General features: G+C 66.0%; 17 protein-coding genes and 2 tRNA genes. 14 read left to right on the forward strand and 5 right to left on the reverse strand.

From position 1 onward, the window contains the following. Positions 1-336 precede the first annotated feature (336 nt). Positions 337-2,112, reverse strand: a complete 1,776-nt coding sequence (locus AB4Y63_RS02520; protein ID WP_441789637.1) for an MDR family MFS transporter — start codon at positions 2,110-2,112, stop codon at positions 337-339. Between the two features lie 254 nt (positions 2,113-2,366). Between AB4Y63_RS02520 and AB4Y63_RS02525 the strand changes: the two genes are divergently transcribed. The 4 genes from AB4Y63_RS02525 (at position 2,367) to AB4Y63_RS02540 (ending at position 6,662) form a co-directional block, all read left to right on the forward strand. Continuing rightward, complete coding sequence (locus tag AB4Y63_RS02525) at positions 2,367-3,233, forward strand: M15 family metallopeptidase (protein WP_441789465.1); 867 nt, start codon at positions 2,367-2,369, stop codon at positions 3,231-3,233. Then, positions 3,226-4,485 carry an MFS transporter gene (locus tag AB4Y63_RS02530; protein WP_441789466.1) on the forward strand — a complete coding sequence of 420 codons (1,260 nt, stop codon included), beginning with the start codon at positions 3,226-3,228 and terminating at the stop codon, positions 4,483-4,485. Before AB4Y63_RS02525 ends, AB4Y63_RS02530 begins: the two co-directional genes overlap by 8 nt. A 194-nt stretch (positions 4,486-4,679) precedes the next feature. After that, positions 4,680-5,882 (forward strand): amidase domain-containing protein, encoded by a 1,203-nt coding sequence (locus AB4Y63_RS02535; RefSeq protein ID WP_441789467.1) that lies wholly within the window; start codon positions 4,680-4,682, stop codon positions 5,880-5,882. Between the two features lie 111 nt (positions 5,883-5,993). Further along, a complete protein-coding gene (locus AB4Y63_RS02540; protein WP_441789468.1) occupies positions 5,994-6,662 on the forward strand; it encodes an amidase domain-containing protein in 669 nt (222 codons plus the stop codon). A 172-nt stretch (positions 6,663-6,834) separates the two neighbouring features. On the opposite strand, the gene pgm is transcribed toward AB4Y63_RS02540, so the two are convergent. Continuing rightward, the gene (gene pgm, locus AB4Y63_RS02545; RefSeq protein WP_441789469.1) at positions 6,835-8,451 is read right to left on the reverse strand and encodes a phosphoglucomutase (alpha-D-glucose-1,6-bisphosphate-dependent); all 1,617 of its coding nucleotides are present in this window, start codon (positions 8,449-8,451) and stop codon (positions 6,835-6,837) included. 191 nt (positions 8,452-8,642) lie between these two features. On the opposite strand from pgm, the gene pheA reads away from it, so the two are divergent. Beyond that, a complete protein-coding gene (gene pheA, locus AB4Y63_RS02550; protein ID WP_441789470.1) occupies positions 8,643-9,590 on the forward strand; it encodes a prephenate dehydratase in 948 nt (315 codons plus the stop codon). Positions 9,591-9,917: 327 nt separating this feature from the next. Beyond that, positions 9,918-10,256 carry a hypothetical protein gene (locus AB4Y63_RS02555; RefSeq protein WP_441789471.1) on the forward strand — a complete coding sequence of 113 codons (339 nt, stop codon included), beginning with the start codon at positions 9,918-9,920 and terminating at the stop codon, positions 10,254-10,256. Positions 10,257-10,371: 115 nt separating this feature from the next. On the opposite strand, the gene AB4Y63_RS02560 is transcribed toward AB4Y63_RS02555, so the two are convergent. Further along, positions 10,372-11,391, reverse strand: coding sequence for a diacylglycerol/lipid kinase family protein (locus tag AB4Y63_RS02560; protein WP_441789472.1), 1,020 nt, complete (start codon positions 11,389-11,391; stop codon positions 10,372-10,374). Positions 11,392-11,440: 49 nt separating this feature from the next. On the opposite strand from AB4Y63_RS02560, the gene serS reads away from it, so the two are divergent. The 7 genes from serS to AB4Y63_RS02595 all read left to right on the forward strand — a co-directional run bounded on the left by serS (position 11,441) and on the right by AB4Y63_RS02595 (position 18,503). Beyond that, complete coding sequence (gene serS / locus AB4Y63_RS02565; RefSeq protein WP_441789473.1) at positions 11,441-12,706, forward strand: serine--tRNA ligase; 1,266 nt, start codon at positions 11,441-11,443, stop codon at positions 12,704-12,706. Next, positions 12,703-13,551, forward strand: coding sequence for an HAD family hydrolase (locus AB4Y63_RS02570; RefSeq protein ID WP_441789474.1), 849 nt, complete (start codon positions 12,703-12,705; stop codon positions 13,549-13,551). Before serS ends, AB4Y63_RS02570 begins: the two co-directional genes overlap by 4 nt. Positions 13,552-13,619: 68 nt before the next feature. After that, entirely contained in the window at positions 13,620-14,933 is a 1,314-nt protein-coding gene (locus tag AB4Y63_RS02575) for an LCP family protein (protein WP_441789475.1), read from the forward strand. A gap of 104 nt (positions 14,934-15,037) precedes the next feature. Continuing rightward, positions 15,038-15,122: transfer RNA gene (locus tag AB4Y63_RS02580), tRNA-Ser, on the forward strand. 42 nt (positions 15,123-15,164) lie between these two features. Further along, a complete protein-coding gene (locus AB4Y63_RS02585; protein WP_441789476.1) occupies positions 15,165-16,454 on the forward strand; it encodes an LCP family protein in 1,290 nt (429 codons plus the stop codon). A gap of 102 nt (positions 16,455-16,556) precedes the next feature. Then, a tRNA-Ser gene (locus AB4Y63_RS02590) sits at positions 16,557-16,647 on the forward strand. Between the two features lie 1,478 nt (positions 16,648-18,125). Continuing rightward, positions 18,126-18,503 carry a VOC family protein gene (locus AB4Y63_RS02595; RefSeq protein WP_441789477.1) on the forward strand — a complete coding sequence of 126 codons (378 nt, stop codon included), beginning with the start codon at positions 18,126-18,128 and terminating at the stop codon, positions 18,501-18,503. Positions 18,504-18,524: 21 nt separating this feature from the next. On the opposite strand, the gene AB4Y63_RS02600 is transcribed toward AB4Y63_RS02595, so the two are convergent. Further along, positions 18,525-19,205 (reverse strand): TetR/AcrR family transcriptional regulator, encoded by a 681-nt coding sequence (locus AB4Y63_RS02600; RefSeq protein ID WP_441789478.1) that lies wholly within the window; start codon positions 19,203-19,205, stop codon positions 18,525-18,527. Positions 19,206-19,306: 101 nt separating this feature from the next. On the opposite strand from AB4Y63_RS02600, the gene AB4Y63_RS02605 reads away from it, so the two are divergent. Continuing rightward, positions 19,307-20,821 carry an MFS transporter gene (locus AB4Y63_RS02605; protein ID WP_441789479.1) on the forward strand — a complete coding sequence of 505 codons (1,515 nt, stop codon included), beginning with the start codon at positions 19,307-19,309 and terminating at the stop codon, positions 20,819-20,821. A gap of 36 nt (positions 20,822-20,857) precedes the next feature. Here the strand turns inward: AB4Y63_RS02605 and AB4Y63_RS02610 are convergent, their stop codons facing one another. Next, complete coding sequence (locus tag AB4Y63_RS02610) at positions 20,858-23,476, reverse strand: LuxR C-terminal-related transcriptional regulator (RefSeq protein ID WP_441789480.1); 2,619 nt, start codon at positions 23,474-23,476, stop codon at positions 20,858-20,860. Positions 23,477-23,525 lie beyond the last annotated feature (49 nt).

Raw genomic sequence — 23,525 nt, forward strand, 5'->3', positions numbered from 1 at the left:
TGTGTGCGTGGTGGGTCGAGCTGAAAGTGGTGGATCAGTAGCGAAGACTGCTCTCGCGCCGATCGGTGGTGATTGACCTGGCCGAGGCCGGCCGGGGAACGCTCTCGATGCGTGAGAGCGCTCTCACGGTGGCGTAGATGAGCTAAGCGCACCTGCGCAGTGTTGTCAAGAGAGCGCTCTCACGAAAATGGATTTGCGTTCACAAGCGTGCGCTAGATGACACCGACTTTGAGCGTTGCGCTCGAGTTTGAGCGGCGCAACAGGGCAACTCGACCGCAACGGTCAGGCTCGGCGGTGTGCAACGCGGTCCGAGCGCGTGCGGATGCGGCGCGCGCGTCAGGCGGGCAGCGGCGGCGGCGAGCCCGACGGTTCAGGCGGTCCCTCCGAGGTGCCGGGCGGAGGCTCCGCCGTCGACGGCACCTGAACCGGCGTCGACCCCGTCCCGGGCTCCACCAGGGCACCCATCCGGTCGCCTGCGGACTGCGCCTGCCGGGCCAGTTCGTTCTCGTCGGCCACCTCTTGCAGCGCCGAGGTCTTGCGCAGCGGGGGAGTCCTGAAGAAGAAGCTCAGCACGAACGCGAAGGCCAGCACGAAGAAGCTGACCCAGAACACCGTGACCGCCGCCTCGTTGAAGGCGTCGAGGAACGGCGCGGCAAGCTGCGGGTCAGAGGTGTTCAGAAACGAGGTATCCCCGTCGAGTGCTCCGGCGAGAGCGCTCGGGTCTTGCAGCAGCTTCAGAATCTGCTCATTGGCCGGGTTGGACTGCACGGCCGGGTCAGCTGCGGCGGTCTTCAGGGCGGTGATCGTGGCGGGGTCGCTGAAAATCGCGGTCAGGTCGATCGGGATGCGCGTGAACAGCACCGAGAACAGCACAGCGGTGCCCAGCGTGCCGCCGATTTGCCGGAAGAAGGTGGCCGAGGAGGTCGCCACCCCGATGTCGCGGGCGCCGACCGAGTTCTGGCTGGCGATCGTGAGTGTCTGCATCAGCTGGCCGAGACCGAGGCCGACCAGCAGCATCCCGACCATCATGAACGTGACGGGCTTGTCGGCGGTGGCGAAGGTGAACCAGAAGAAGCCGGCCGACATGAAGAAGGTGCCGAGGATCGGGAAGATGCGGTACTTGCCGGTGCGGGCGATGAGTTGGCCGCTCGCGATCGACGCGATCATCAGGCCGAGGATGAGCGGCAGCATGAGAAAGCCGCTCTCGGTCGGGGTCGCGCCGTTGACCAGCTGCAGGTAGAGCGGGAGGGTCATCAGTGCGCCGAACATGCCGAATCCGACGAGCACGCCGAGGACGGTGGCCATCGAGAATGTCGCCGATCTGAACAGTTTGAGCGGAATGAGCGCGTCGTCGCCCATCACCTTCTCGATCAGGATGAAGGCGATAGTGCCGAGCGCGCCGACCAGGTAGCAGGCCCAGGCCGACACGGATCCCCAGCCCCAGATGCGCCCTTGCTCGGCCACGAGCAGCAGGGGGACCGTCGCGATGATGACCGTCGCCGCGCCCCACCAGTCGATGCGGGCCGGCCGCTTGAAGTGCGGGATGTGCAGAAAGCGCAGCACAATGGCGAGGGCGACCAGGCCGATGGGGATATTGATCAAGAAGACCCAGCGCCAGCCGGTGATGCCGAGAATCTCGGGGGTGCCGGCGAGAAGCCCGCCGAGCAAGGGGCCGATGACGCTCGAGATTCCGAAGACGGCCAAGAAATAGCCTTGGTATTTCGCTCGTTCGCGCGGGGCGAGGATGTCGCCCATGATCGTCAAGGGCAGGGCCATTAGTCCGCCGGCGCCGAGACCTTGCACCGCTCGGGCGATCGCCAAGCCGTACATCGAGGTGGCCAGTCCCGACAAAAGCGATCCGATCATGAAGATCGAGATCGCGATGATGAACAGCGGCCGCCGCCCGAAAATGTCGCTCAGCTTGCCGTAGATCGGGGTGCTGATCGTCGAGACGATCAGGTAGGCGGTGGTCACCCAGGCTTGCAGGGCGAGGCCGTCGAGATCGTCGGCGATGGTGCGCATCGAGGTGCCGACCACCGTCTGATCGAGCGCCGAAAGAAACATGCCGGCCATGAGGCCGAAGATCACGAACAGAATCTGCCGGTGCGTCATCAGCGGGTTCGACGCTGACGGGGCATCGATGCCGGACGGGCCGGAGGCACCGGATGCGCTGGCGCCCGACCCACCTGCGCCGGATGACGCGGCTGATGAACCCGGGATCGCCGCGTTCGTCGGATCGGGGGGAGGCACTGCGGAGGGGTCCGAAGGCGTCATCGCGAGCAAAGTTACTCCGTGGCATTCGCCGCAGCAAGAAAAATCTCGCGACCCGCGAATCGGGGGTTAGCGGTCGCGGCTAAACTCAAGAGGTGTCAGAAGATCGTCCGCGCACGCGGGATTCGCAGCAGGTGCGCCGGAGGCGATTCGTACTGATCGTTGTCGCCGGCGTGGTGCTCTCCGTGCTGGCTCTGGGGGCCGGTGCAGTCTCCGGACGCGCGTCGAGTCCCAACGCCGCGATGCCGTCGCCGGTCGTCACCGACACGCCGACACCGACTCAGACGCCGGTTCCGACCTTCACTGCGCGGCCGGTGCCGGCGCAGACCGCCGCCCCGGTGCCGGTGCCGACGTTCAACCGCGCGAAGTTCTCCATCGATGACCCGGCGAGCATCTGGGTCGTCGTGAACAAGCTCCGGCCACTGAACCCGGTTGACTTCGTTCCGCCCGACCTCGTCGCCGTTCCCGTGCCGCACACCAATGCGCCGGAGCTTCGCCAGGAGGCGTCGAACGCCGTCGTCTCGATGTTCGCCGCAGCATCCGCCGAAACCGGCCTGACCCTCGCTTCGAACAGCGCCTACCGCAGCTATGAGACGCAGGTGCGGGTCTACGGCAACGATGTGGCCGACAACGGCCAGGCTTTCGCCGACACGAGCACCGCTCGCCCCGGCACGAGCGAACACCAAACCGGACTCACCATCGACATCGGCGCTGATTCCGGAAATTGCTCGCTCAACACCTGTTTCGCCGACACTCCTGAGGGTCAGTGGATGGCCGCCAACGCCTGGCGGTTCGGTTTCATTCTGCGCTACCCCGCCGACAAGGTCGCGGTCACCGGGTACGCGTTCGAGCCGTGGCACTTTCGCTATGTCGGAGTTGAGCTCTCCACCGAAATGCACCGCACGGGCGTGACCACGCTTGAGGAATTCTTCGGCCTTCCCGCAGCCCCGAACTATGGCTGAGCCGGCCGCCCCGCTCGCCGTGGCCGCCGTGCGCCGGCGCCTCTCCCGACGCACCGGGTGGATGCCGCTGGCCCTGTTGATCGTGAATCAGCTGCTGGCCGGGGTGGGCGTCGCGTCAGGCATCGCGGTCGGCGGCCTGCTCGCCGAGCAACTCACCGGCACCGTGACCATGGCCGGATTCGCGCAAACCTCCAGCGTCTTGGGTGCCGCGCTCGTCGCGATTCCGCTGGCCAGGCTCGCCACCCGGGCCGGCCGGCACGTGGCGCTTGCGGTCGGCTACGGCCTGGCATTGGTCGGAACCCTCCTCATTTTCGCGGCGTCGGCATCCGGCAGCATCGTGGTGCTGTTCATCGGGCTCGCCGCATTCGGCGCCGCCAGCGCGGCCGGTTTGCAGTCGCGCTTCGCCGCAACCGAGGTGGCGTCGAGGGGGTATGAGGCCCGGTCGATGTCCATTGTGCTCTGGGCGACGACGCTCGGCTCGGTGGCCGGGCCGAACCTCTCGCAGCTCGGCAGCGACCTCGGGCGAAACCTCGGAATCGAGCCGCTCGCCGGCCCCTACCTCTTCTCCGGGGCGGCGTTCGCCCTGTCGACGCTGCTGGCCGCTTTCTTGCTGCGCACCCCACCGGCCGGCCAACTTGCCGGGGATGCGGCACCGGTCGCCGCCCTCGGCCTGCGCGCGGCGCTCCGCAGCGCCCTCGGCCAGCCGAAAGCCGTGTTCGCGATGGTCGCGATCGTCTGCTCGCAAACGATCATGGTCGGTGTGATGGTGATGACCCCGGTGCACATGCACCACCAGGGCCTCTCGCTCGGTCTCGTCGGCCTCGTGCTGAGCGTGCACATTCTGGGCATGTATGGCGCGAGCCCGCTGATGGGCTGGCTCGCCGACCGTATCGGGCCGAGCCGGGTGATCTTTGTCGGCGTGATCGTGTTCGCGGCAGCTCTCGCCCTCGGTGCGGTTCTTGCCCCTGACGACATGATCGGCCTGCCGATCGCCCTCGGTCTGCTCGGGCTCGGCTGGTCGGCCGGCATGATCGGCGGTTCGACGTTGCTGACCCGCACCGTCGAACAGCGCATTCGGGTGCCGCTGCAGGGGGCGACGGATGCCGCGATGAACCTCGGTGCCGCCATTGCTGCCGCCGCGTCAGGCCTGCTTCTCGGCTGGGGCGGTTTCACCGCCGTCAACGGCTTTGCGGCGTTGGTGCTCGTTCCGGTCGTCTTTTTTGGGTTGCGCGCCCGGTTTCCGCGCCGCTGACGTCGAGGTGTGGGCGCAGGGCCGCCGATCGCCCTGAGGGCACGGATCTGCCCGCACGCGGCATCCGCTCACCACCCACTCAAACGGCGTCGGCAGACCATGCGTTCGCATGGGATATGGATGCTTTGCACAGCACCTTGCCAAAGATGAGTGTTTCTCTGGAAAGTCCCCCTTTCCTGATCAGAAACGATTGTGTGCGCCCCGCCTTCACCAGAGTTACTCGTCATGTCCTTGAAAACCTCACCCCCAGTCGCGGCAAGCACCGCGCTGAATCGCTGCAGAATGATCGCCGACTCGTGCTCGGCGCCAGCGTCGTCGCCGGTTGCACCGCGATCGCCATCTCCTTGAGCGTCGCCACCGGAGCCGGCGCCATCGGCGCATCCGCCGATGACTCGGCCGTCAGGGCGGTCGCCGCCATCGACCGGCCCGTCGCCGGACCAGACCCCATCGTGCGCAGCAGCATCATCGCCTCCGACGGAGCGTCGGCCGGACCCGTGACCGGCGGAACCGTCGTCACCGTCACCGGCGAAGACCTGAGCAAGGTGGCCGCCGTCAGCTTCGGCGGCACCCCCGGAGCCGTCACCTCGGCCACCACCGACACCGTGACGATCACCACCCCGCCGGCGAAAGACCTCGCGACCGGCACCGTCGCCGTTGAGCTCTTCGACATTGCGGGCAAAGCGGTGAAGGTCGACGACACGTCGCTGGCCAAGACCGATGCGACTGCCGCGGCCGACTCGGCCCCAGCGGCAGCGGCAGCGGCCCCGGCGGCATCGCTCGCTTCGCCGTCGTCGCTGACTCCGGCGCTTCGCGTCGCAGCGGCCGCTCCGCTTACCTTCAACTACATTCCCGACCCGCAGCTTGCCGCCGCCGCCCAGGCTGCCGCTGCCGCCCAGGCCGCTGCCGAAGCTGCCGCCGCAGCCCAGGCTGCCGCAATCGCGGCACAGACCGACTACGTGCTGGCCCACTGGCAGAACTACAACACGCTGCAGTACGGCTCAATCGCAGGAAACGACTGCGTGAATTTCACCAGCCAGTCGCTCATCGCGCGCGGCTGGACCATGGATTCCGAGTGGTCGTACAACGGCACCAGCGGCGGATACAGCGCAGCCTGGTCAAGTTCGACCGCCTTCGCCAACTACCTCAGCAACCACCCCGAGCGCGCCACGCCACTGAGCGACGCCCAGCGCGACCAGGTGAAGGTCGGCGACATCGCGCAGTTCGACTGGGACAACTCAGGTGACCGCGACCACACCGCAATCGTCACGCGCGTCGACAAGACGGCGTCTGGCACGCAGATCTTCTACGGCGGCCACACCAATGACACCGACTTCAAGTCGGTCGATGAGTCGGTGTCGGGCACCGGCGGATCCGTCTCGTACTGGAGCGTCGCGTAACCTGGAACCACACCCGTTTGGGGGTCAGCGTTCAGGATCCATGTGCAGCATGGGACCGAGCACCTGAAAGAATAGCTTTCCCCAACTCGTACCCGACGAATTGAGAAGATCGTGGCGTTTTCCCGGACCGCCCGCCGAGGCATCACCGCAGTTCTGATCGGCGGTCTTGTCGTCGGCGGCGCCGTTTTTGCGATGCAATTCGCGGATGGCGCGGACTACTTCGGCCTGGGTGGCGGCGGACAGAGCGGTTCAGGCGCCCCGGGATCCTCCGGCGGCAGCGCGAGCGACGCGCAGCCCCAGGATGCAGCGGTTGAGGCCCAGTTGGCCTACGTGCTCAAGCACTGGAAGCACTACAACACCGCCGAATACGGCGTGGTCCCCGACAACGACTGTGTCGACTTCGCCAGCCAATCGCTGATCGTGCGGGGCTGGACGATGGACGACGACTGGTGGACAGAGGGAACCGGCGACGATTTCGATTTCTCCTCAGCCTGGGTGAGCTCGACGGCGTTCAGGGACTATCTCGAGGAGAGCGGGCGGGCGACCGCGCTGAGTGACTCCGAGCGCGATCAGGTCAAGCTCGGCGACATCGCGCAGTTCGATTGGGACAACTCGGGCGACCGCGACCACACCGCCGTTGTCACCCGCATCGAAGGCACGGGCGACAACATCAAGATCTACTACGCGGGGCACACCGACGACACGGACTATCGTTCGGTGGACTGGGCGATCACGACGAATCACCCGGGGGCCTCGGTCTACTACTGGAGCATTCCGTAGCCGTCGGTCGCCATTTCGTTGATCGAGGAGCGCCCGACGGAGTCGGCCGTGTCTCGAGATCACGCGATCCGATCTCTGAACCTGGGTCGCGTTTGAGCGTCGCCTCGCCAGATCTCGAGACACGTGCTCGCAAGCTCGCGCGCTCCTCGATCACCGGTACGGATAGGTCCGGCTACGCGATCGCCGCGTCGACGATCGCCTTGGCCTCGCGCTGCACCTCGGCCAGGTGCTCTGCACCCTTGAACGACTCGGCGTAGATCTTGTAGACGTCTTCGGTTCCGCTCGGGCGCGCGGCGAACCAGGCGTTCTCCGTGACGACCTTGAGGCCTCCGATTGCCGCACCGTTTCCGGGGGAGTGGCTGAGCTTTGCGATGATCTCCTCACCGGCGAGCGTGGTGGCCGCGACATCGCTGCCGCTGAGCTTGCCCAGCGCAGCCTTCTGCGCGGGCGTCGCCGCGGCATCCACGCGGGCGTAGGCCGGCGCGCCGAACTGCTCGGCCAACTCCGCGTACCGCTGGCTGGGGGTCTTGCCGGTGACAGCGAGAATCTCGGCGGCGAGCAGCGCGAGCAGGATGCCGTCTTTGTCGGTGGTCCAGACCGATCCGTCGAAGCGCACGAAGCTGGCGCCCGCGCTCTCTTCGCCGCCGAACGCGACCGAGCCGTCGAGCAGGCCGGGCACGAACCATTTGAAGCCGACCGGAACCTCCCAGAGCGGCCGCCCGAGCGCCGCGGCGACCCGGTCGATCATGCTCGAGGAGACGAGCGTCTTTCCGATCTCGGCATCCGCCGGCCACTGCTCGCGGTGGCTGTACAGGTAGTCGATCGCGACGGCCAAGAAGTGATTGGGGTTCATCAGCCCGGCGTCGGGGGTGACGATGCCGTGGCGGTCGGCGTCGGCGTCGTTGCCGGTCAGGATGTCGTAGTCGTGCTGGTGCGCCAGAACGGATGCCATGGCCGACGGGCTCGACGGATCCATCCGGATCTTTCCGTCCCAGTCGAGCGTCATGAACCGCCAGGTCGCGTCGACCTTCGGGTTCACCACGGTCAGGTTGAGCTCATAGCGGTCGCGAATCGCGCCCCAGTAGCCCACGCTGGCGCCGCCGAGCGGATCGGCCCCGATGCGGATGCCGCTGGACTGGATCGCCTTCATATCGATGATGTTCTCGAGGTCGTCAACGTAGGCGCCCCGAAAGTCGTAGGCCTCGACGGCGCTCGGCTCGCTCATTTTCACGTCACGCATGCCGTGGGCGATGAGGTCGTTGGCGCGGGCGGCGATCCAGCTGGTCGCGTCGCCGTCGGCCGGGCCGCCGTGCGGCGGGTTGTACTTGAAACCGCCGTCCATCGGCGGGTTGTGGCTCGGCGTGACGACGATGCCGTCGGCTTCATCGCCGTGACCGGCACGGTTGTAGGCGAGGATCGCGTGCGACAGGGCCGGCGTCGGCACGTAGTCGTCGAACTCGTCGACGAGAACCCGCACATTGTTGGCGACGAGCACTTCGAGCGCTGTCGTGTACGCCGGCGCGCTCAACGCGTGGGTGTCCGCACCGATGAAGAGCGGGCCGGTGATGCCCTGCTCCGCCCGGTACTCGACGATGGCCTGCGTCGTCGCGGCGATGTGATTCTCGTTGAATGCGGTGTTCAGCGAACTACCCCGGTGCCCCGACGTGCCGAAGGCCACGCGTTGGGCGGGGATGGCGACATCCGGTTTCAACGCGTAGTAGGCGGCAACCAAAGCGGTGACGTCGATCAGATCTGATTCCTGGGCCGGGGTTCCTGCGCGCTCACTCATGCCCCCAGTCTGGCACCGCTTCGCGTCGCCTGGTCGGGCGAACTGGTGCGTTGTCATCGTCGGCCGTACAACCCCGGTACGACCTCCTCTTCCGCCTTGCATTTCACCAGACCAAACGCCGCTCGTGTCCGGGGACTTGACCAGGCGCGCGCTCCCGGCTTCGAGGCGGCACTCCAACTAGGCTTGCAGCCATGCCAGAGACCTCACCTGCCCCCGACAGCTACAGCTTCCTCGGACCGGCCGGCACGTTTACTGAGGCGGCATTGGCCCAGGTGCCCGAGGCAGCAGGCAAGACCTGGCGCGCGGTCAGCAACGTGGGCGAGGCACTGGCCGACGTCGTCGCCGGGCGCAGCGTCGCGGCGATGATCGCCATCGAGAATTCCGTCGACGGAGGGGTGACCGCCACCCAGGATGCCCTCGCCAACGTTCCGAACCTCCGCATCATCGGCGAATACCTCGTGCCGGTCAGCTTCGACCTGGTCGCGCGCCACGGAACGACACTCGCCGAGGTGCACACCGTCAACGCGCATCCGGTCGCCTACGCCCAGTGCCGCGCCTGGCTCGAAAAAGCAGTGCCCGGACACGGCCACATTCCCGCGTCGAGCAATGTCGCGGCCGCCGCCGCGCTGCTCGAGAATGGTCACGCGGATGCCGCGATCGCGCCGCCCGGAATCGTCAAGCACCACGATCTGGCCGTTCTCGCCACGAATATCGGCGACAACCCCAACGCCGTCACCCGTTTCGTGCTCGTTGCGAGCACCAGCGAGCTTCCGGCTCCGACCGGCGCCGACAAGACGAGCCTGCTCGTCGAGTTGCCGGAGGATCACTCGGGCGCCCTGCTCGAGATGCTCGAGCAGTTCGCCACCCGGGGGGTCAACTTGAGCCTGATCCAGTCCCGGCCGATCGGCGACGAGCTCGGGCGCTACCGGTTCGTCATCGACGCGGATGGCCACATTCTCGACGAACGGATGGCCGACGCGCTGCTCGGCCTGCGCCGGTTCAGCCCCAACGTGACATTTCTCGGCTCCTACCCCCGTGCCGACAAACGCACGATCGAGTTCACCGATCGCTACGACGATGGAATCTTCATTGAGGCCCGCGATTGGCTGCGCGGGATCATCGGGCAGGAACCGGCATGACCTCCGGCGCTGACGCAGACGGTCAGCCGCGGTTCGATCCGCGGCACGACCCCATGTTTCAGCGCGGCTTTCGGCCGGGTGAGCACTCCGCTGCTCGTTCCTCTGGTGGGAAGCGTTCTCGTGCGGATGCGACCTCGTGCCGATGCGACTTCTCGTGCCGATGCATCCACGCGAGCGGATGCCGCGCCTCACGTCGCGTCCGTCACTCCCGTCGCATCCGCCTCACCCACCTCACCAGTACCATCCACCTCACCCGTTTCCTCGCAACCCGTCGCCCCGCCGCCGAACCGTGCCAAATCACCGATTTCCGACCCGGAAAGTGGTCATTTGACACGGTTCGGCGAAAGTAATCGCCGGGATGATGATTACGACGACGGTGACGGGTGGGCGACGGATTCGCGGCCACCGCGCAACCCGTTCCTCACCGCCCTCTGGGTGATCGGAGTCGCTCTGATCGTCGGCGGAATGTGGATGGTCTGGCAAGCCATTGCTGCTCAGAACCGCGGCTATAGCGGCATTTCGGGGGAGGCGCCCATCGAGTTGATTCTGCAGCAGCTGACCTGGTCGCTCGCGCCGTCGATGACCTCGACGGGAATGCTCGTGCTCGTCGGCCTCGTCTTTGAACGCGCAATTCGGTGGCAGCGCGAGCGTCGCGCGGCATCCTGACCATCGAACCCTCACCGCGTGCAGCGTGAGGGGTCGCACATCGACCTTGAACCGGCCGACGAAGGTCGATCTGCGACCCCTCACGGCCAGGTAGCCCCGTCAACGGGCTACGACGTTATGAGGATGCCGCCGGCACCTTCACGATCAACGCCCGCGGATCGGCCCGCACGAACAGCGCCCGCACCGACCCGAACTCGTCGCCGTCGATCTCGAACGGCTGCGGGTTGTCCACGGTGATCCGGATGTCCGCCGACTGCAGCGTCATCATCGTACGTTCGTTGTTCTCCTCGGTCGCCTCGATCAGCTTGCGGCCGGTCTTCGAGCGGCGCAGCACACCGTTCTCCCAACTGACCCGGCGCCAGATCTTCAGCCAGCCGAAGAGGCCCTTCGGTTGCAGCATGGCAATGTCCAGAATCCCGTCGTCGACCTGCGCTTCGGGAAGAAATTGCAGGTTGCCGGGCAATGTGCCGCAATTGGCGATCAGGATCGTGCTGATGTGCGCCGAGCGGTCGGCCCGCCCGGCCACGCTGTAGCGGATGCGAAACGGCACGGCCTTCGGAATCACCCGCATGCCGGCGTCGATGTAGGCCAGCCAGCCCACCTGCTTCTTGAGATCGGGGCGGGTCGCCGCAATCATCTCGGCGTCGAGGCCGAGGCCGGCCATCACCAAGAACACATGGTCGTCGGTGTCGCCGGTCACCCCGGTCACGCTGGCCACGCCGAGGTCGATCGCCCGGTCCTCGCCGCCGAACGCGATCGCCGCCGCGTCGTCGATGCTGCCGAGCGGCAGCTGCAGGTTGCGGGCCAGCAAGTTTCCGGTGCCCGACGGCACGATCGCCAGCGGAATCTCCGAGTCGCGCAGGGTTTCGGCCACGGCGCGCACCGTGCCATCGCCGCCCGCCGCGATCACCATCGCGATGCCCTGTCGTATCGCGCGACGGGTGGCCTGCTGGCCGGCATCCTTCTCGCTCGTCGGAAACCAGAGGGTATCGGCCCAGCCGGCCGACTGCGCGGCCGCATTCACACTCGCGCGCAGCTTCTTCAGGTCGACTTTGATCGGGTTGTAGATGACCGCCGCATGCTGAGCGACGACAGACGCCTGGCGATGAGGGTCGGTCACGCCGGGGGCAGCCACCCAGCCAGGCTATCGGGTTGCCCCGGCTGGCGCTTGTAGACTGGCCAGCGTGATTGATCCGGTGCTGCTTCGCGAAAATCCTGACCTCCTCAAGCGTTCACAGGAGGCCCGTGGCGCCTCCGTGGAGGCCGTCGACCAGGCGCTCGCCGCCGACGCCGAACGTCGCACGACGATCGCGGAGTTCGAAGCCCTGCGCGCCGAGCAGAACCAGTTCGGCAAGCTCGTCGCCGCCGCGCCCAAAGACGAGAAGAAGGCCCTCGTCGCCCAGGCCCAGGAGCTCGCTGCCCGGGTCAAGGCTGCCAGCGCCATCGCGACGGATGCCGAGGCTCGCTTCCACCAGATCGTGCGCACGATCGCGAACCCCATCATCGACGGCGTTCCGGCCGGCGGCGAAGACAACTTCATCACCCTGCGCACGCACGGCACGACCCCCGAATTCGACTTCGAGGCGCGCGACCACCTCGAGCTCGGCGAGCTGCTCGGCGCGATCGACATGAGCCGCGGCGCCAAGGTGTCGGGCTCGCGCTTCTACTTCTTGAAGGGCATCGGCGCCCGCCTCGAGATCGCCCTGATGAACATGGCCCTCGACCGCGCCCTCGACGCCGGCTTCACGCCGCTGATCACGCCGACGCTCGTGCGCCCCGAGATCATGGACGGCACCGGCTTCCTCGGCGAGCACGCCGACGAGATCTATTACCTCCCCGCCGACGACCTCTACCTGACCGGCACCAGCGAGGTCGCGCTTGCCGGCTACCACGCCGACGAGATCCTCGACCTCTCGGTCGAACCGCTCCGCTACGCCGGCTGGTCGACCTGCTACCGCCGCGAAGCCGGCTCCGGCGGAAAAGACACCCGGGGCATCATCCGGGTGCACCAGTTCAACAAACTTGAGATGTTCGCCTACGTGCTGCCTGAGAACGCCGAGGCTGAGCACGACCGCCTCGTCGCGATGCAGGAGGGCATGCTGCAGTCGCTCGGCCTGAGCTACCGCGTGATCGACGTCGCCGCCGGCGACCTCGGCTCCAGCGCCGCCCGCAAGTTCGACATCGAGGCGTGGGTTCCCACGCAGGGTGCCTACCGTGAGCTCACCAGCACGAGCAACTGCACCACCTACCAGTCGCGCCGTCTCGACATCCGTTACCGCACCGAGTCGGGCAAGACCACGCCCGTCGCGACGCTGAACGGCACCCTGGCCACCACGCGTTGGATCGTCGCCCTGCTCGAGACGCACCAGCAGGCGGATGGCTCGGTGCGCGTTCCCGAGGCGCTCCGCCCCTACCTCCGCGGCCTCGAAGTGATCGAGCCGATCCGGTGACCGACTCCAGCCGCTCGACCGAGCTCGTGGGCGCCCCCGACCCGGCCGACACCCCGTGGCTCGTCGCCCTCGACATTGATGGCACGACCATGCACGAAGACGGCACGATCAGCGACGCTGTGCTCGCCGAGGTCGACCGCCTCGACCGGGCCGGGCACGAGGTCATGCTGGCCACCGGCCGCTCGGCCGCCGCGACCCTGCCGGTGCTCACCCGCCTCGGCATCACGCCGCGCTTCCTCGTCTGCTCGAATGGGGCTGTCACGCTGGCGCACGATCCATCCGAGCCGTCGGGATACCGCCGCGAATGGATCGAATCCTTCGACCCGTCCGACGTGCTCACCACCATGCGCTCCCACCTCGACAACGCCCGCTTCGCCGTCGAAGACGAGCAGGGTCACTACCGCTTCACCGAGGTCTTTCCCGACGACACCATCGGTGACGACAGCGAACGCGTCGACTTCGACGAGCTGCTGGCGTACCCGGCAACCCGCGTCGTCGTGATCTCGCCCGACCACCAGATGGAAGAGTTTCTCGCCGTCGTCGATCGGATGGGTCTGCACCGTGTCAGCTATGCCATCGGCTGGACCGCGTGGCTCGACATCGCCCCAGACGGCGTGAACAAATCCACAGCGTTGGAGCGCGTGCGCACCGAGCTCGACATCCCGCGCAGCCGCATTCTCGCCGTCGGTGACGGCCGCAATGACATTGACATGCTGCTCTGGGCCGGCCACGAAGGCCGCGGCGTGGCCATGGGTCAATCACCCGACGACGTGATCGCCGTTGCCACCGAAACCACGGCTTCGGTGCAGGGCGACGGCCTGGCGCACGTGCTCGCCACGCTCTAGGCACACCACCACTCTGAGCGTTCTCAAAGCCTCAGAGCGACAGCAGCACCGCGGTGTAGGGTCTCCGCATGATCACCAGATCAGCGGCAGATCCGCCTGGACCGCGCGGCGACGCCCGCCTCGCGCCGCCGGCTCCCGCGCCGATCGCCCGGCACGGCCGATTGCCCGTGCAACCGGTGTCGATCACCCTGCTCAAGGGTTTTGCCGTGGCGGTCGCCGTCGTGCTGGTGAGTGCGGCGACGGTGACCGGAATTGCCATCGGCGACGTGACATCCAGCCTCAAGGCACCCGTCGCGCTGCCGGCCGACTCCAACGGCCCCGTTCCGGAGATCGGGGCGATCGAGGGCGGGGTCAACCTGCTGCTCGTCGGCAGCGACAGCGGCCAGGGTGACCCACGGTTCGGCCCGCGTGGTGAGCACCTGGGCGACGTGACGGTGTTGCTGCACATTTCACAGGATCACACCGCGGCCACCGTCATCAGCTTTCCGCGTGACCTGCAGGTCGACATACCGGCCTGCTCGGCATCGCCCGACGAAAGCGCGCCGGGTACCGACGGCGGCTTCACCGACAAATTGAACGCTGCGCTTTCCTACGGCGGGTTGGGCTGCACGGTCGCGGTGGTGCAGCAGCTCAGCGGGCTCACGATCCCGTTTGCGGCGGAGATCGAATTCAACGGCGTGATCGAGATGTCGAACGCTGTCGGGGGAGTGCCGGTCTGTGTGGCCGAGCCGATCCAGGATGAGTACACGGGCACGTTCCTGACGGCAGGAGAACACGTGCTCTCGGGCTGGGACGCCCTACAGTTTCTGCGCACCCGCCACGGTCTCTCGACCGGCAGCGACCTGGCTCGAATCGGCAACCAGCAGGCGTTCCTGGCCTCGCTGATGCGCACCATCACCAGCGAGGGGACCCTGAATAACCCGCTGACGCTCTACAGCCTGGCCAAGGCGGCGGCCAGCAATATGCGTCTCTCCACCAGTCTGCAAAGCCTTGACTCGATGGTGTCCATCGCGAAGGCGCTGCAAGACGTCACCCTCGAGCAGATGGTGTTCGTGCAATACCCGGTCGATGAAATGCCCGATGGGCTCATGGGGCGCACCGATGACGCGGCAGCCCTGTTCGCGGCGCTCGCCGCCGACCAACCCATCCAGTTGGGCGGCCAGCTGGGGCCGGCCAGCGAGCAGGTGCCGCCAGCGTCGCCGGCGCCCATCGCATCCCCGGCACCGTCATCGCCGGACACGATCGCGCCCACCGGCACGCCGACGTCAGCGGCTCCGGCCGCTCCGCCGACGGCTCCGGCCGTGGTTCTCCCGCCGAGCATCACCGGGCAAACTGCGGCGGATCGCACCTGTACGGTGGGGCGCTCGCTCAGTGATCAGTAGGCGCCGCGGGGGCCGAGCGGGCTCGTCCAGCATGTTTACAGGATGTCCTGTCAGTCTGATGAGGCTGTCATCGGATAGGATCGTTGCTTGTTCGTTCGCGAACTGGAGGGCTGTCCGAGCGGCCGATGGAGCCAGTCTTGAAAACTGGTGGGCAGAAATGTCTCGTGGGTTCGAATCCCACGCCCTCCGCACTATGACGTGTCAGGGCCCACATCCGATGAAAGGACCTGAGTGAGCGACCAACTGCGCCCGCGATCCAATCGAGCGCAGCCGCTCACCGCCATTCGGCACGGCCGACTGAAGAAGTCCAACCCCTTCGGCACCCTGGCCAAGTTCACCTCTGCAGCGCTCGCCGTGCTGCTCGTGAGTGGGGCATCCGTTGCGGCAATCGCCGCGCTCGACGTTGCCAACAGCGTCAAGCCCAGCGTTCACCTGGCCAACGAAAAAGAACTCGGCACCATTCCGCAGATCGCCTCCATTGAGGGCGGCGTCAATCTGCTGCTCATCGGCAGCGACAGCCGGGCCGGCCAAGACCCGGCATTCGGCGGCGAAGATGAGACCGGCGACCTCAACGACGTGACGATGCTGCTGCACATCTCGCAGGATCACAAGAACGCCTCGGTCATCAGCTTTCCGCGCGACATGTTCGTTCCCATTCCGGAGTGCCCGTTGCCCGACGGCGACACCTCGGATGCGATGAGCCGACAGAAGATCAACACCACGCTCAGCTACGGCGGCATGGCCTGCACCGTGCTCACGGTTGAGGCGCTCACCGGGCTGAGCATCCCGTTCGCGGCCGAGGTGCAGTTCAGTGGTGTGATGGCGCTGTCCACCGCCGTCGGCGGCGTTCCGGTCTGTGTGGCCGAGCGCATCGAAGACGAATACACCGGCGTCTTCCTCGACCCCGGCATGCACGAGCTGCAGGGCGTCGACGCGCTCCAGTTCTTGCGCACCCGGCACGGCATCGGCGATGGCAGCGACCTGACGCGCATCAACAACCAGCAGGTGTTCCTGTCGTCGCTCGTGCGCACGGTGAAGAGCGCCGACACCCTGTCCGACCCGCTCAAGGTCTATTCGCTGGCCAAGGCCGCCACCGGCAACATGACGCTCTCGGCAAGCCTGAACGACGTCGGAACCATCGCCTCCATCGCGATGGCGATGAAGGACATCCCGCTCGAGGACATCGTCTTCGTGCAGGTGCCCACCGGCGGCACCGAGGGTGGCGTTGTTCCTTCGCAGCCCGACTTCGACGACATGTTCGCGGCCATCGCCGCCGACCAGCCCCTGAAGCTCAGCGGGGCGATGGGTCGTGGAGCAACCCTCGATCCGAACGCCCCGGCTCCTGCCGCCGACGCGCCGGCTGCGGATGCCCCGGCTGTCGATCCTGCGGCACCAACCGACGGTGCGCCGGTTGACCCGGCCGCTGACCCCGCCGGCGGCGTGGTTCTGTCAGATCGGGCCACCGGTCAGACTGCAGGCGAACTCACATGTTCGGTCGGGCGCACGCTCGACGACCAGTAACGAGTCGGGGCATCCGATCAGACCCGCGCCTCGGCGATGGTCGAAAGGGTGCCTCGGATTCGGTTATGATTACAAGCGTGTGTTCGCTCCGGCGAGCACCCAGGAACCGTCGCATAGTTCGGCCTAGTGCACCACCCTGCTAAGGTGGAGTACCCTTTACAGGGTACCGTGGGTTCAAATCCCACCGGTTCCGCAGAAGAAATAGCCTCGTGAATCCCAGTGATTCCGGGGCTATTCGTCTGTCTGCGTCACAATGCTCGGGGGTCGGCTCGCGTGGCCTCGACAACCTCGACCATCGGCGAACGCTGCTGCTCCCAAGCGACGCGCTTTGACGGCCGGCTTCGGCCGCAACGAGCCTCCACCCCATCCACGGAGGGGACCGAAATCAGGAGTGGAGGTGTGTCGTCCGTGACGTGCTCGCGGAATTCCGGGCCTTCGTTGCCGCGACACGCACTCCGTTCCTGACTTCGGACCGCAGCTGGTTGCGACCGAGTGTTCGTGATTGGTGCGTTTGTGCTGTGTGGACGATGAATCTTCACGGCCCTAGAAAGCGGGGTCGCGGTCGGGCGTGAAGGGTAGCTAGCCTCCGAGCAGCCTCGACAGGGTGGCTAGGGGGCGGGGGAGCTGTGAAACGACGTCGTATTGCTCGAAAACTATTGCTCGAAACGCCTTTGTCGCGGTTGCGGTGCTGATGCAGGCCGTTTCGCCGCCAACGGATCAGTCGCACTTACGGGGAAGTGAAGATGACAAATGATGCGCACAAATGGGGTGGGCTGCACCGACCGGCGCTGCACTTGTTCTGGGCGATACCCGTCACGGCCTTCCTTAGCATTCCACTGGCAGGCCTAGCCGGATTAGCTTGGGGCGCAATCGGCGGTTGCAGCCAAGACCCCCTGGGTGTGCAATCGCGGTACTTGGCCCTCGCGCTTGGAAGCTGTGTTGGTGCAGCAGTCCTGATGATGTTGCCGTTGTTGATCGTTCCGTGGGTCAAGAACGTGCCGACTCGGGTTGGTTTGACGATCGTCTTGGGGCTTTTCTACGGGCTGATTGTTGCGCTGGTAACTCACGGTCCGTGCTCTTGGCAGCTCTGACGCGAGAGCACGACGGATGAAGGCGTCAGCAAGACCACTACAGCGTTGTTTGACTCGCAACCGAAGCTCCACTGTCCGCCCCGCTCATAGAGGTATTGGGCAGATCATCAGAGGCGGCACACTGTCCGAGTCATGCCGTGGAATTAATTCGGCGTTGTGGTGGAAAAGTGATCTGGTACGAGCTCGGAGTCCCGTGTCACTGCTGGGCAATCGGAATGTCGTGAATTTCCCGCAGAAGAAATGGCCCAGTGGTTTCGGGGCTATTCGTCTGCCTGCGTCGAGCCACGAGATCTCGGGTCCGCCGCATTTCTCCCTGCCCCACGTTCCTGGTCTGTGACCAAAATCAGGAGTGGAGGTGTGTCGGCCGGGGCGTGCCCGCGGAATCGCGGGACCCCACATCCGCGACACGCACTCCATTCCTAATTTTGGCAGGGGCATGAGTTGGCAGCGATGGTTTCATCGTTGCCAGACGGGCTGGCGGGATTCCCCACCCCGACCGGTGGCGGACTTCACTCCTGCCCGGCGCCCAGCGCGTCTGTCATGCTGGAGACACCAATCCCCGCCCGAAGGAGATGTACAGGTGGCCCCGACGCTGCGCGCGACATATGTGGAGATTCCGGTGCGGAACATGGACCGCGCCCAGGCCTTCTACGTTGCGGTCTTCGGCTGCACGACCCGCCGCACCGTTGTCGACGGCCATCCCGCCTGTCTGCTTGACGAGGCCGCTGATCCCGACTCGGAAGGCTCGGGAATCGCCCTGATGGCAGGGGACAGCTATGTTCCCTCGCTCGACGGCACAAGGATCTACATCACGGTCGACAGTGTTCCCGATGCCCTGCACCGGGCGCTCGCCAACGGCGGTGTCGAGCTCTATCCGCCGACATTGGTCGGCGACGGGCTGACTGTTGCAGAGATCGCCGACAGCGAAGGAAATCGCATCGCCCTGAGCGACCGGTAGGTCAGCTACTCAGCTACCCGGCTACCCGGCATCCTTCGACTGGTTGCCCAAACCGACCGCCGGCAGCACGACGCCGTCGATGAGCGAGACGAGAAACTCGCGGTCGACGGGCTTGCGCAAGATCAGCACGCGGTACGCGGCCATCGACGGAGCGATCAATGAGATCGCCTCGACGTCGCATCCGGCCGATATCTCGCCGCGGTCGATCGCCCGCTGCATGAACACGCGGTTGACCGCCGCGCGAGGCTCGACGATCGCTGCGTTCGCCGCCTCAGCGAGTTCGGGTGCGCGGGACAGCATCGAGACCAGCCCGCCCATGATCTGCAGCTTCTTCTCGCCATCTTCGATCGAGTGCGGCTTGATCATCGCGAGAAGGTCGCCGCGCAGGGTCCCGGTGTCGGGAAGGTGCGCCGGGTCGAGGTCGATCTTCTTCATGCAGGCCACGGCGTCGATGACGAGCTCGGCTTTGGAAGCCCACCGGCGATACACGGTGGCCTTGCCTGCCTTCGCCCGGGCGGCCACCATGTCGACGGTCATGCCGTCGTATCCGACCTCCGCCAGCACGTCGAGGGCGGCATCCAGGATTTCAGGATCGCGGGTGTGGTCACGTTTTCGACCAAGTTTCGCGGGCAGCTCTGCTGTTTCCGCTGTCTCGACAGCCTCGTCAGTGAGGCTGTCGTCAGTGAGGTTCGGTTGCGTCATTGCTCCCACCTCCATCTCTGTGAATTGTGCCATTGAGTCTGTACGAATATTCAGGAACTATTAAGATCCGGAACTCCACAGTATCGTATAGTCTCGGGTTTATGCCTCAGACTTCAACAGTTTCTTTAGACGCGCCCGCCGCCGTGGCCGCGTCAACCCGGCGCTGGTGGACGCTCTCCGTCGTCGCTCTCGCCCAGTTGATGGTCGTTCTCGACTCGACGGTCGTTAACATCGCATTGCCCTCAGCGCAGGCCGAACTCGGCTTCACGAACGGCGAACGACAGTGGATCGTGACCGCCTATTCGCTCGCGTTCGGCAGCCTGCTGCTGTTCGGCGGACGTCTCTCCGACCTTGTCGGCCGCAAACGGATGTTCATCATCGGTCTGATCGGATTTGCCGCGGCCTCGGCACTGGGCGGCGCGGCGGGAAGTTTCGGTGTTCTGGTCGGAGCGCGGGCCCTGCAGGGTGCGTTCGGGGCGATGCTCGCGCCGACGGCGCTGGCGGTGCTGACGACGACGTTCACCATTCCGAAGGAGCGCGCCCGCGCGTTCGGCGTCTTCGGTGCGATCGCCGGTGCCGGCGGCGCCGTCGGCCTCCTGCTCGGCGGCTTCCTGACCGAGTACTACGACTGGCGCTGGAACCTCTACATCAACGTCTTCATCGCGATCTTCGGCATCATCGGCGCCCTGATCTTCGTGAGCAACGCGAAGCGGGTCGGCCCGCGCCCGAAGCTCGACGTGCCAGGCACTCTGCTCGTCTCCGGCGCTCTCTTCGGGCTGGTCTTCGGATTCTCGAACGCCGAGACCGAGGGCTGGGACTCCCCGTGGTGCTGGGGGATGCTGGCAGGCGCCGTCGTGCTGCTCGTCGCGTTCGTGCTCTGGCAGCGTCGGGCGAAGCATCCGTTGCTGCCGCTCGCCATTGTTCTCGACCGCAACCGCGGCGCCGCGTACCTCTCGGTGCTGATCGCCGGTGCCGGCATGTTCGGGATCTTCCTCTTCGTCACCTACTACCTGCAGACCTCACTGCACTACACGCCGATGCAGACCGGTCTCGCCTTCTTGCCGATGATCGCGATGCTGGTGCTCGCCGCGCAGCTGTCGACGAATATCTTCGTGCCGCGGTTCGGCCCGAAGGTGATGGTGCCGTTCGGGATGGCGCTCGGTGCGACCGGAATGGTCTACCTGACCCACCTCGGGCTCGACAGCACCTACGTCGCCGACATCCTGCCGCCGCTGCTGATTCTCGGCTTCGGCATGGGGTCGATCATGCCCGCGTCGATGCAGACGGCCACCCTCGGGGTCGACCGCCACTTCGCCGGGGTCGCCTCCGCGATGGTCAACACCAGTCAGCAGGTCGGTGGCTCGATCGGCACGGCTCTGCTGAACACACTCGCCGCGACTGCGGCCGCCGACTACATCGCGTCGCACCTTCCGCCCACCGCCGCAGTCGCCGAGCAGGCAGCGATTCACAGCTACGCCACCGCCTACTGGTGGGGCGCCGGGTTCTTCGCTGCCGGCGCGGTGATGGCGGCGTTGCTGTTCCGTCGGATCGGCCACGGCATCTCGCTTCGCAACCCCACGCCTGATCGGCACCACGAGTCCGCTCCGGTTCAGTAGCAAAGCGGCGGGGACTGAACCCGCCGTGTCGACCGGTCAGTCCTCGAGGAGCCCGCTCTGTCGCCCGGCGCGTACCGCGGCCTCGCGCGTTGTCACTCCGAGCTTGCGGTAGATGCTCTTGAGCTGCGTCTTGACGGTATTCGTCGAGACAAAGAGCCGTTGGGCGACCTTGTCGAGACTGCCGGCTGACGCGAGTTCAGAGAGCACCAACCGCTCTCGTTTTGTCAGCGCCGCCGCCGGCGCCAGAACCGATCGAAACGGATCGGGTCGGCCATCGAACAAGGAGAGGAAATCGGGCAGACGGGCGCTGACGAGACTGTGAAGTTCAGCGCGGGGAACCAGGCTCAGGGGGAGACGCAGCCCGAGTTTCTCCATGAGCACGAGTGCACGGCGAGCGAAGTGCTCTGCCTCATTCGGCAGTCCGAGCCGGAGTTCGGTGATCGCCAGGAGCAGGAGGGCTTCGGCCTGCTGCCGAGGGGTCGTGCGCTCGGCCCGGAGAAGTGCGCTCACCCCGACCTTTGCCGCCTCCACGTCGTTGGCGGCGAGTTGGAGGCGCGCGCGCGCGAGCGCCACGGGAATGGCAGTCGGCGATCGCTGATCAAGGATGTGGAGGGCCTTCTTCGGCTCACCGGCCGCGAGATGCAGATCGCTCTGGAGCGCCCCGAGCAGATCGAGGGCGAAAGGGCTCGCGGATCGTGAGCGATTTGCGCGCACAGCCACGGCAAGTTCATCGGCGCCAATTTCGGGAGTGCTGGCGGACAGTCGGGCAAGACCCTTGGCCCACAGGATGAATGGCCAGTGCTCCAAATGGGACACGCGTGAGTCGAGCGTTGAGATGACCTCAATGGCACCGTGCGGGTCGTTTCCCTCGATTCGGAGGATCGTCTCGGCGATGTACCAGCCGGTCGCAGGAATCGTCGCGCGCCAGTGCGCCGCGCGCGTCTGCGTGATGGCCCGGCTGAATTGTTCGGCTTCGACCATGTCGCCGCGCATCGACTGGATATAGGCCAACAGGCTGAGTCGGTGTTGGCCACGGCCGGGGTGCGGGTCGTGGGCAAGCTGATGCGCAAGCACGATCGCCTCGTCGAGCCGACCGACGAGGATGTCGGTGATGATGATCTGAATGGATCCGGCTGCACGTGCACTTCCGATGCGGGAGCGCTCAGCGGGAGACAATCGGGCGACGTGGTCGAGCAGATCCTCCCCGGCGCTCGCCGCTTCCCAATAGCGCCGGGCCGCTCTCAGCCCGGCGAAACGCGCGAGGAGCGTCCAGAACAGCTCGACCGGATCGACCTCGTTGCGGCGGGGCTCCAGTTGTTCGAGCGCCGTGTCGACCAACTGGCGCAGGTACGCGGAGGGAAGCGATTCTTCCTCACCGAGCACGATCGCCAGGGAAATTGCCAGTGTTCCCTCCTCGCGAAGCGCGCCAGGAGGAAGGGTCCCGATTATCTCCTTGAGGTCGGCCTGATGATGCGTGATCAGCTCAGAGAAATACTGTGCGACAACCGGCCATATCGCGCGAGTGTCGCCAACCTTCGCAAAAAGCCGGAGCGCCCCGAGCGGGTTGCGGTTCGCCGCGAAGTATCGCGCGGCAGTTCGCCGTAATCGATCGAGTTCGTGCTGATCAAAAGTCTGCTCGGCCTCCCATTCGAGCGCCGCGCTGACAAGCGAATGGAACGAGAAAACTACAGTGTCGTCCTTCCCGCTGAACTCTCCGTAGCCGTCGCGCTCGAACTCGCGGAGCACCTGTTCGACATCGGGTCTGCCGCTCAGCTCACGGGCAAGGGTCAGTTCGGCCGAAGGGGCGAGAGCGACACGAAGCGCCACGTCGCGCCGCGCGGCATCAGTGAAGGTCGGCAACAGATCGTGCGCTGCATGCGTGGCGATCCGCGCGACAACCATGTCGCGGCTGAGCGCGTCAGGTTCACCGGGCTCGGAGAGAAGTGTCGCGATGGCGACGCGCGTGGCGAGCGGATGCCCGTGCGTCGCACCAAAAATAGTGACCGCATCCTGGGCGGCAAGAAAGCCCTCGGAGCTTTCGATCAACGCCTCGGTCTCAGCAAGGTCAAAGTTCAACTGTGCGCCGGTGACGATCGTCGGCTCCAGCCGCACGGCCACGCGGGGCTCTTCGAGAAGACCCCGTCGACGTGTCGTCACGAGAACCTGGAGGAACTGAGATTTCTCAAGAAGCCAAATCACGTCTTCCACGCTGCTGGCATCGACGACGTGAAAGTCGTCGAGAATCACGCGGAGGGGCGTATCCGCCTTCGACAGCTCCTCGAGAACGAGAGAGGGAACGCTGTCGAGGTCGACATAACCCGACAGGATGTCGCCCAGCGGCCCATCCGCCGTCGCCGCCTGTGCAGCGACCAGGGCGCCGACAAAGCGGCGCCAGAATCCCGCTCGTGATGAGGCACTCCGGTCAAGGGCGATCCAGACCACACGGTGGCTGTCGTCCGGTCGCTGTCGTAGCCAATCGACGAGGAGGGTGGTTTTCCCTGTTCCGCCCGGTGCTCGCAGCACGATGAGCCGCCCAGACGCCCCGCTGTCGAGGGTTTCCAGCAGTCGCTCGCGGGAGAGAAAGTGGTGAAGAGTCCGCGGGATTCCCCGAAGCCCGATGTCGCTCAGGGTCGGGACATCCAGTTCAAGCGTCATGTGCGGGCTGACCTGTGCGACACGACCCTGCTTTCTCTGAGGTGATCTT

Source organism: Leifsonia sp. YAF41, from assembly GCF_052113185.1.
GTDB lineage: Bacteria > Actinomycetota > Actinomycetes > Actinomycetales > Microbacteriaceae > Cryobacterium.

Excerpts from the sequence above, each read along its gene's own strand:
- AB4Y63_RS02605 (WP_441789479.1), top strand. The coding sequence starts at position 19,307 with ATGCCTCAGACTTCAACAGTTTCTTTAGACGCGCCCGCCGCCGTGGCC.
- AB4Y63_RS02530 (WP_441789466.1), top strand. The coding sequence starts at position 3,226 with ATGGCTGAGCCGGCCGCCCCGCTCGCCGTGGCCGCCGTGCGCCGGCGC.
- AB4Y63_RS02520 (WP_441789637.1), bottom strand. The coding sequence starts at position 2,112 with ATGACGCACCGGCAGATTCTGTTCGTGATCTTCGGCCTCATGGCCGGC.
- AB4Y63_RS02600 (WP_441789478.1), bottom strand. The coding sequence starts at position 19,205 with ATGACGCAACCGAACCTCACTGACGACAGCCTCACTGACGAGGCTGTC.
- AB4Y63_RS02575 (WP_441789475.1), top strand. The coding sequence starts at position 13,620 with ATGATCACCAGATCAGCGGCAGATCCGCCTGGACCGCGCGGCGACGCC.
- pheA (WP_441789470.1), top strand. The coding sequence starts at position 8,643 with ATGCCAGAGACCTCACCTGCCCCCGACAGCTACAGCTTCCTCGGACCG.
- AB4Y63_RS02610 (WP_441789480.1), bottom strand. The coding sequence starts at position 23,476 with ATGACGCTTGAACTGGATGTCCCGACCCTGAGCGACATCGGGCTTCGG.
- pgm (WP_441789469.1), bottom strand. The coding sequence starts at position 8,451 with ATGAGTGAGCGCGCAGGAACCCCGGCCCAGGAATCAGATCTGATCGAC.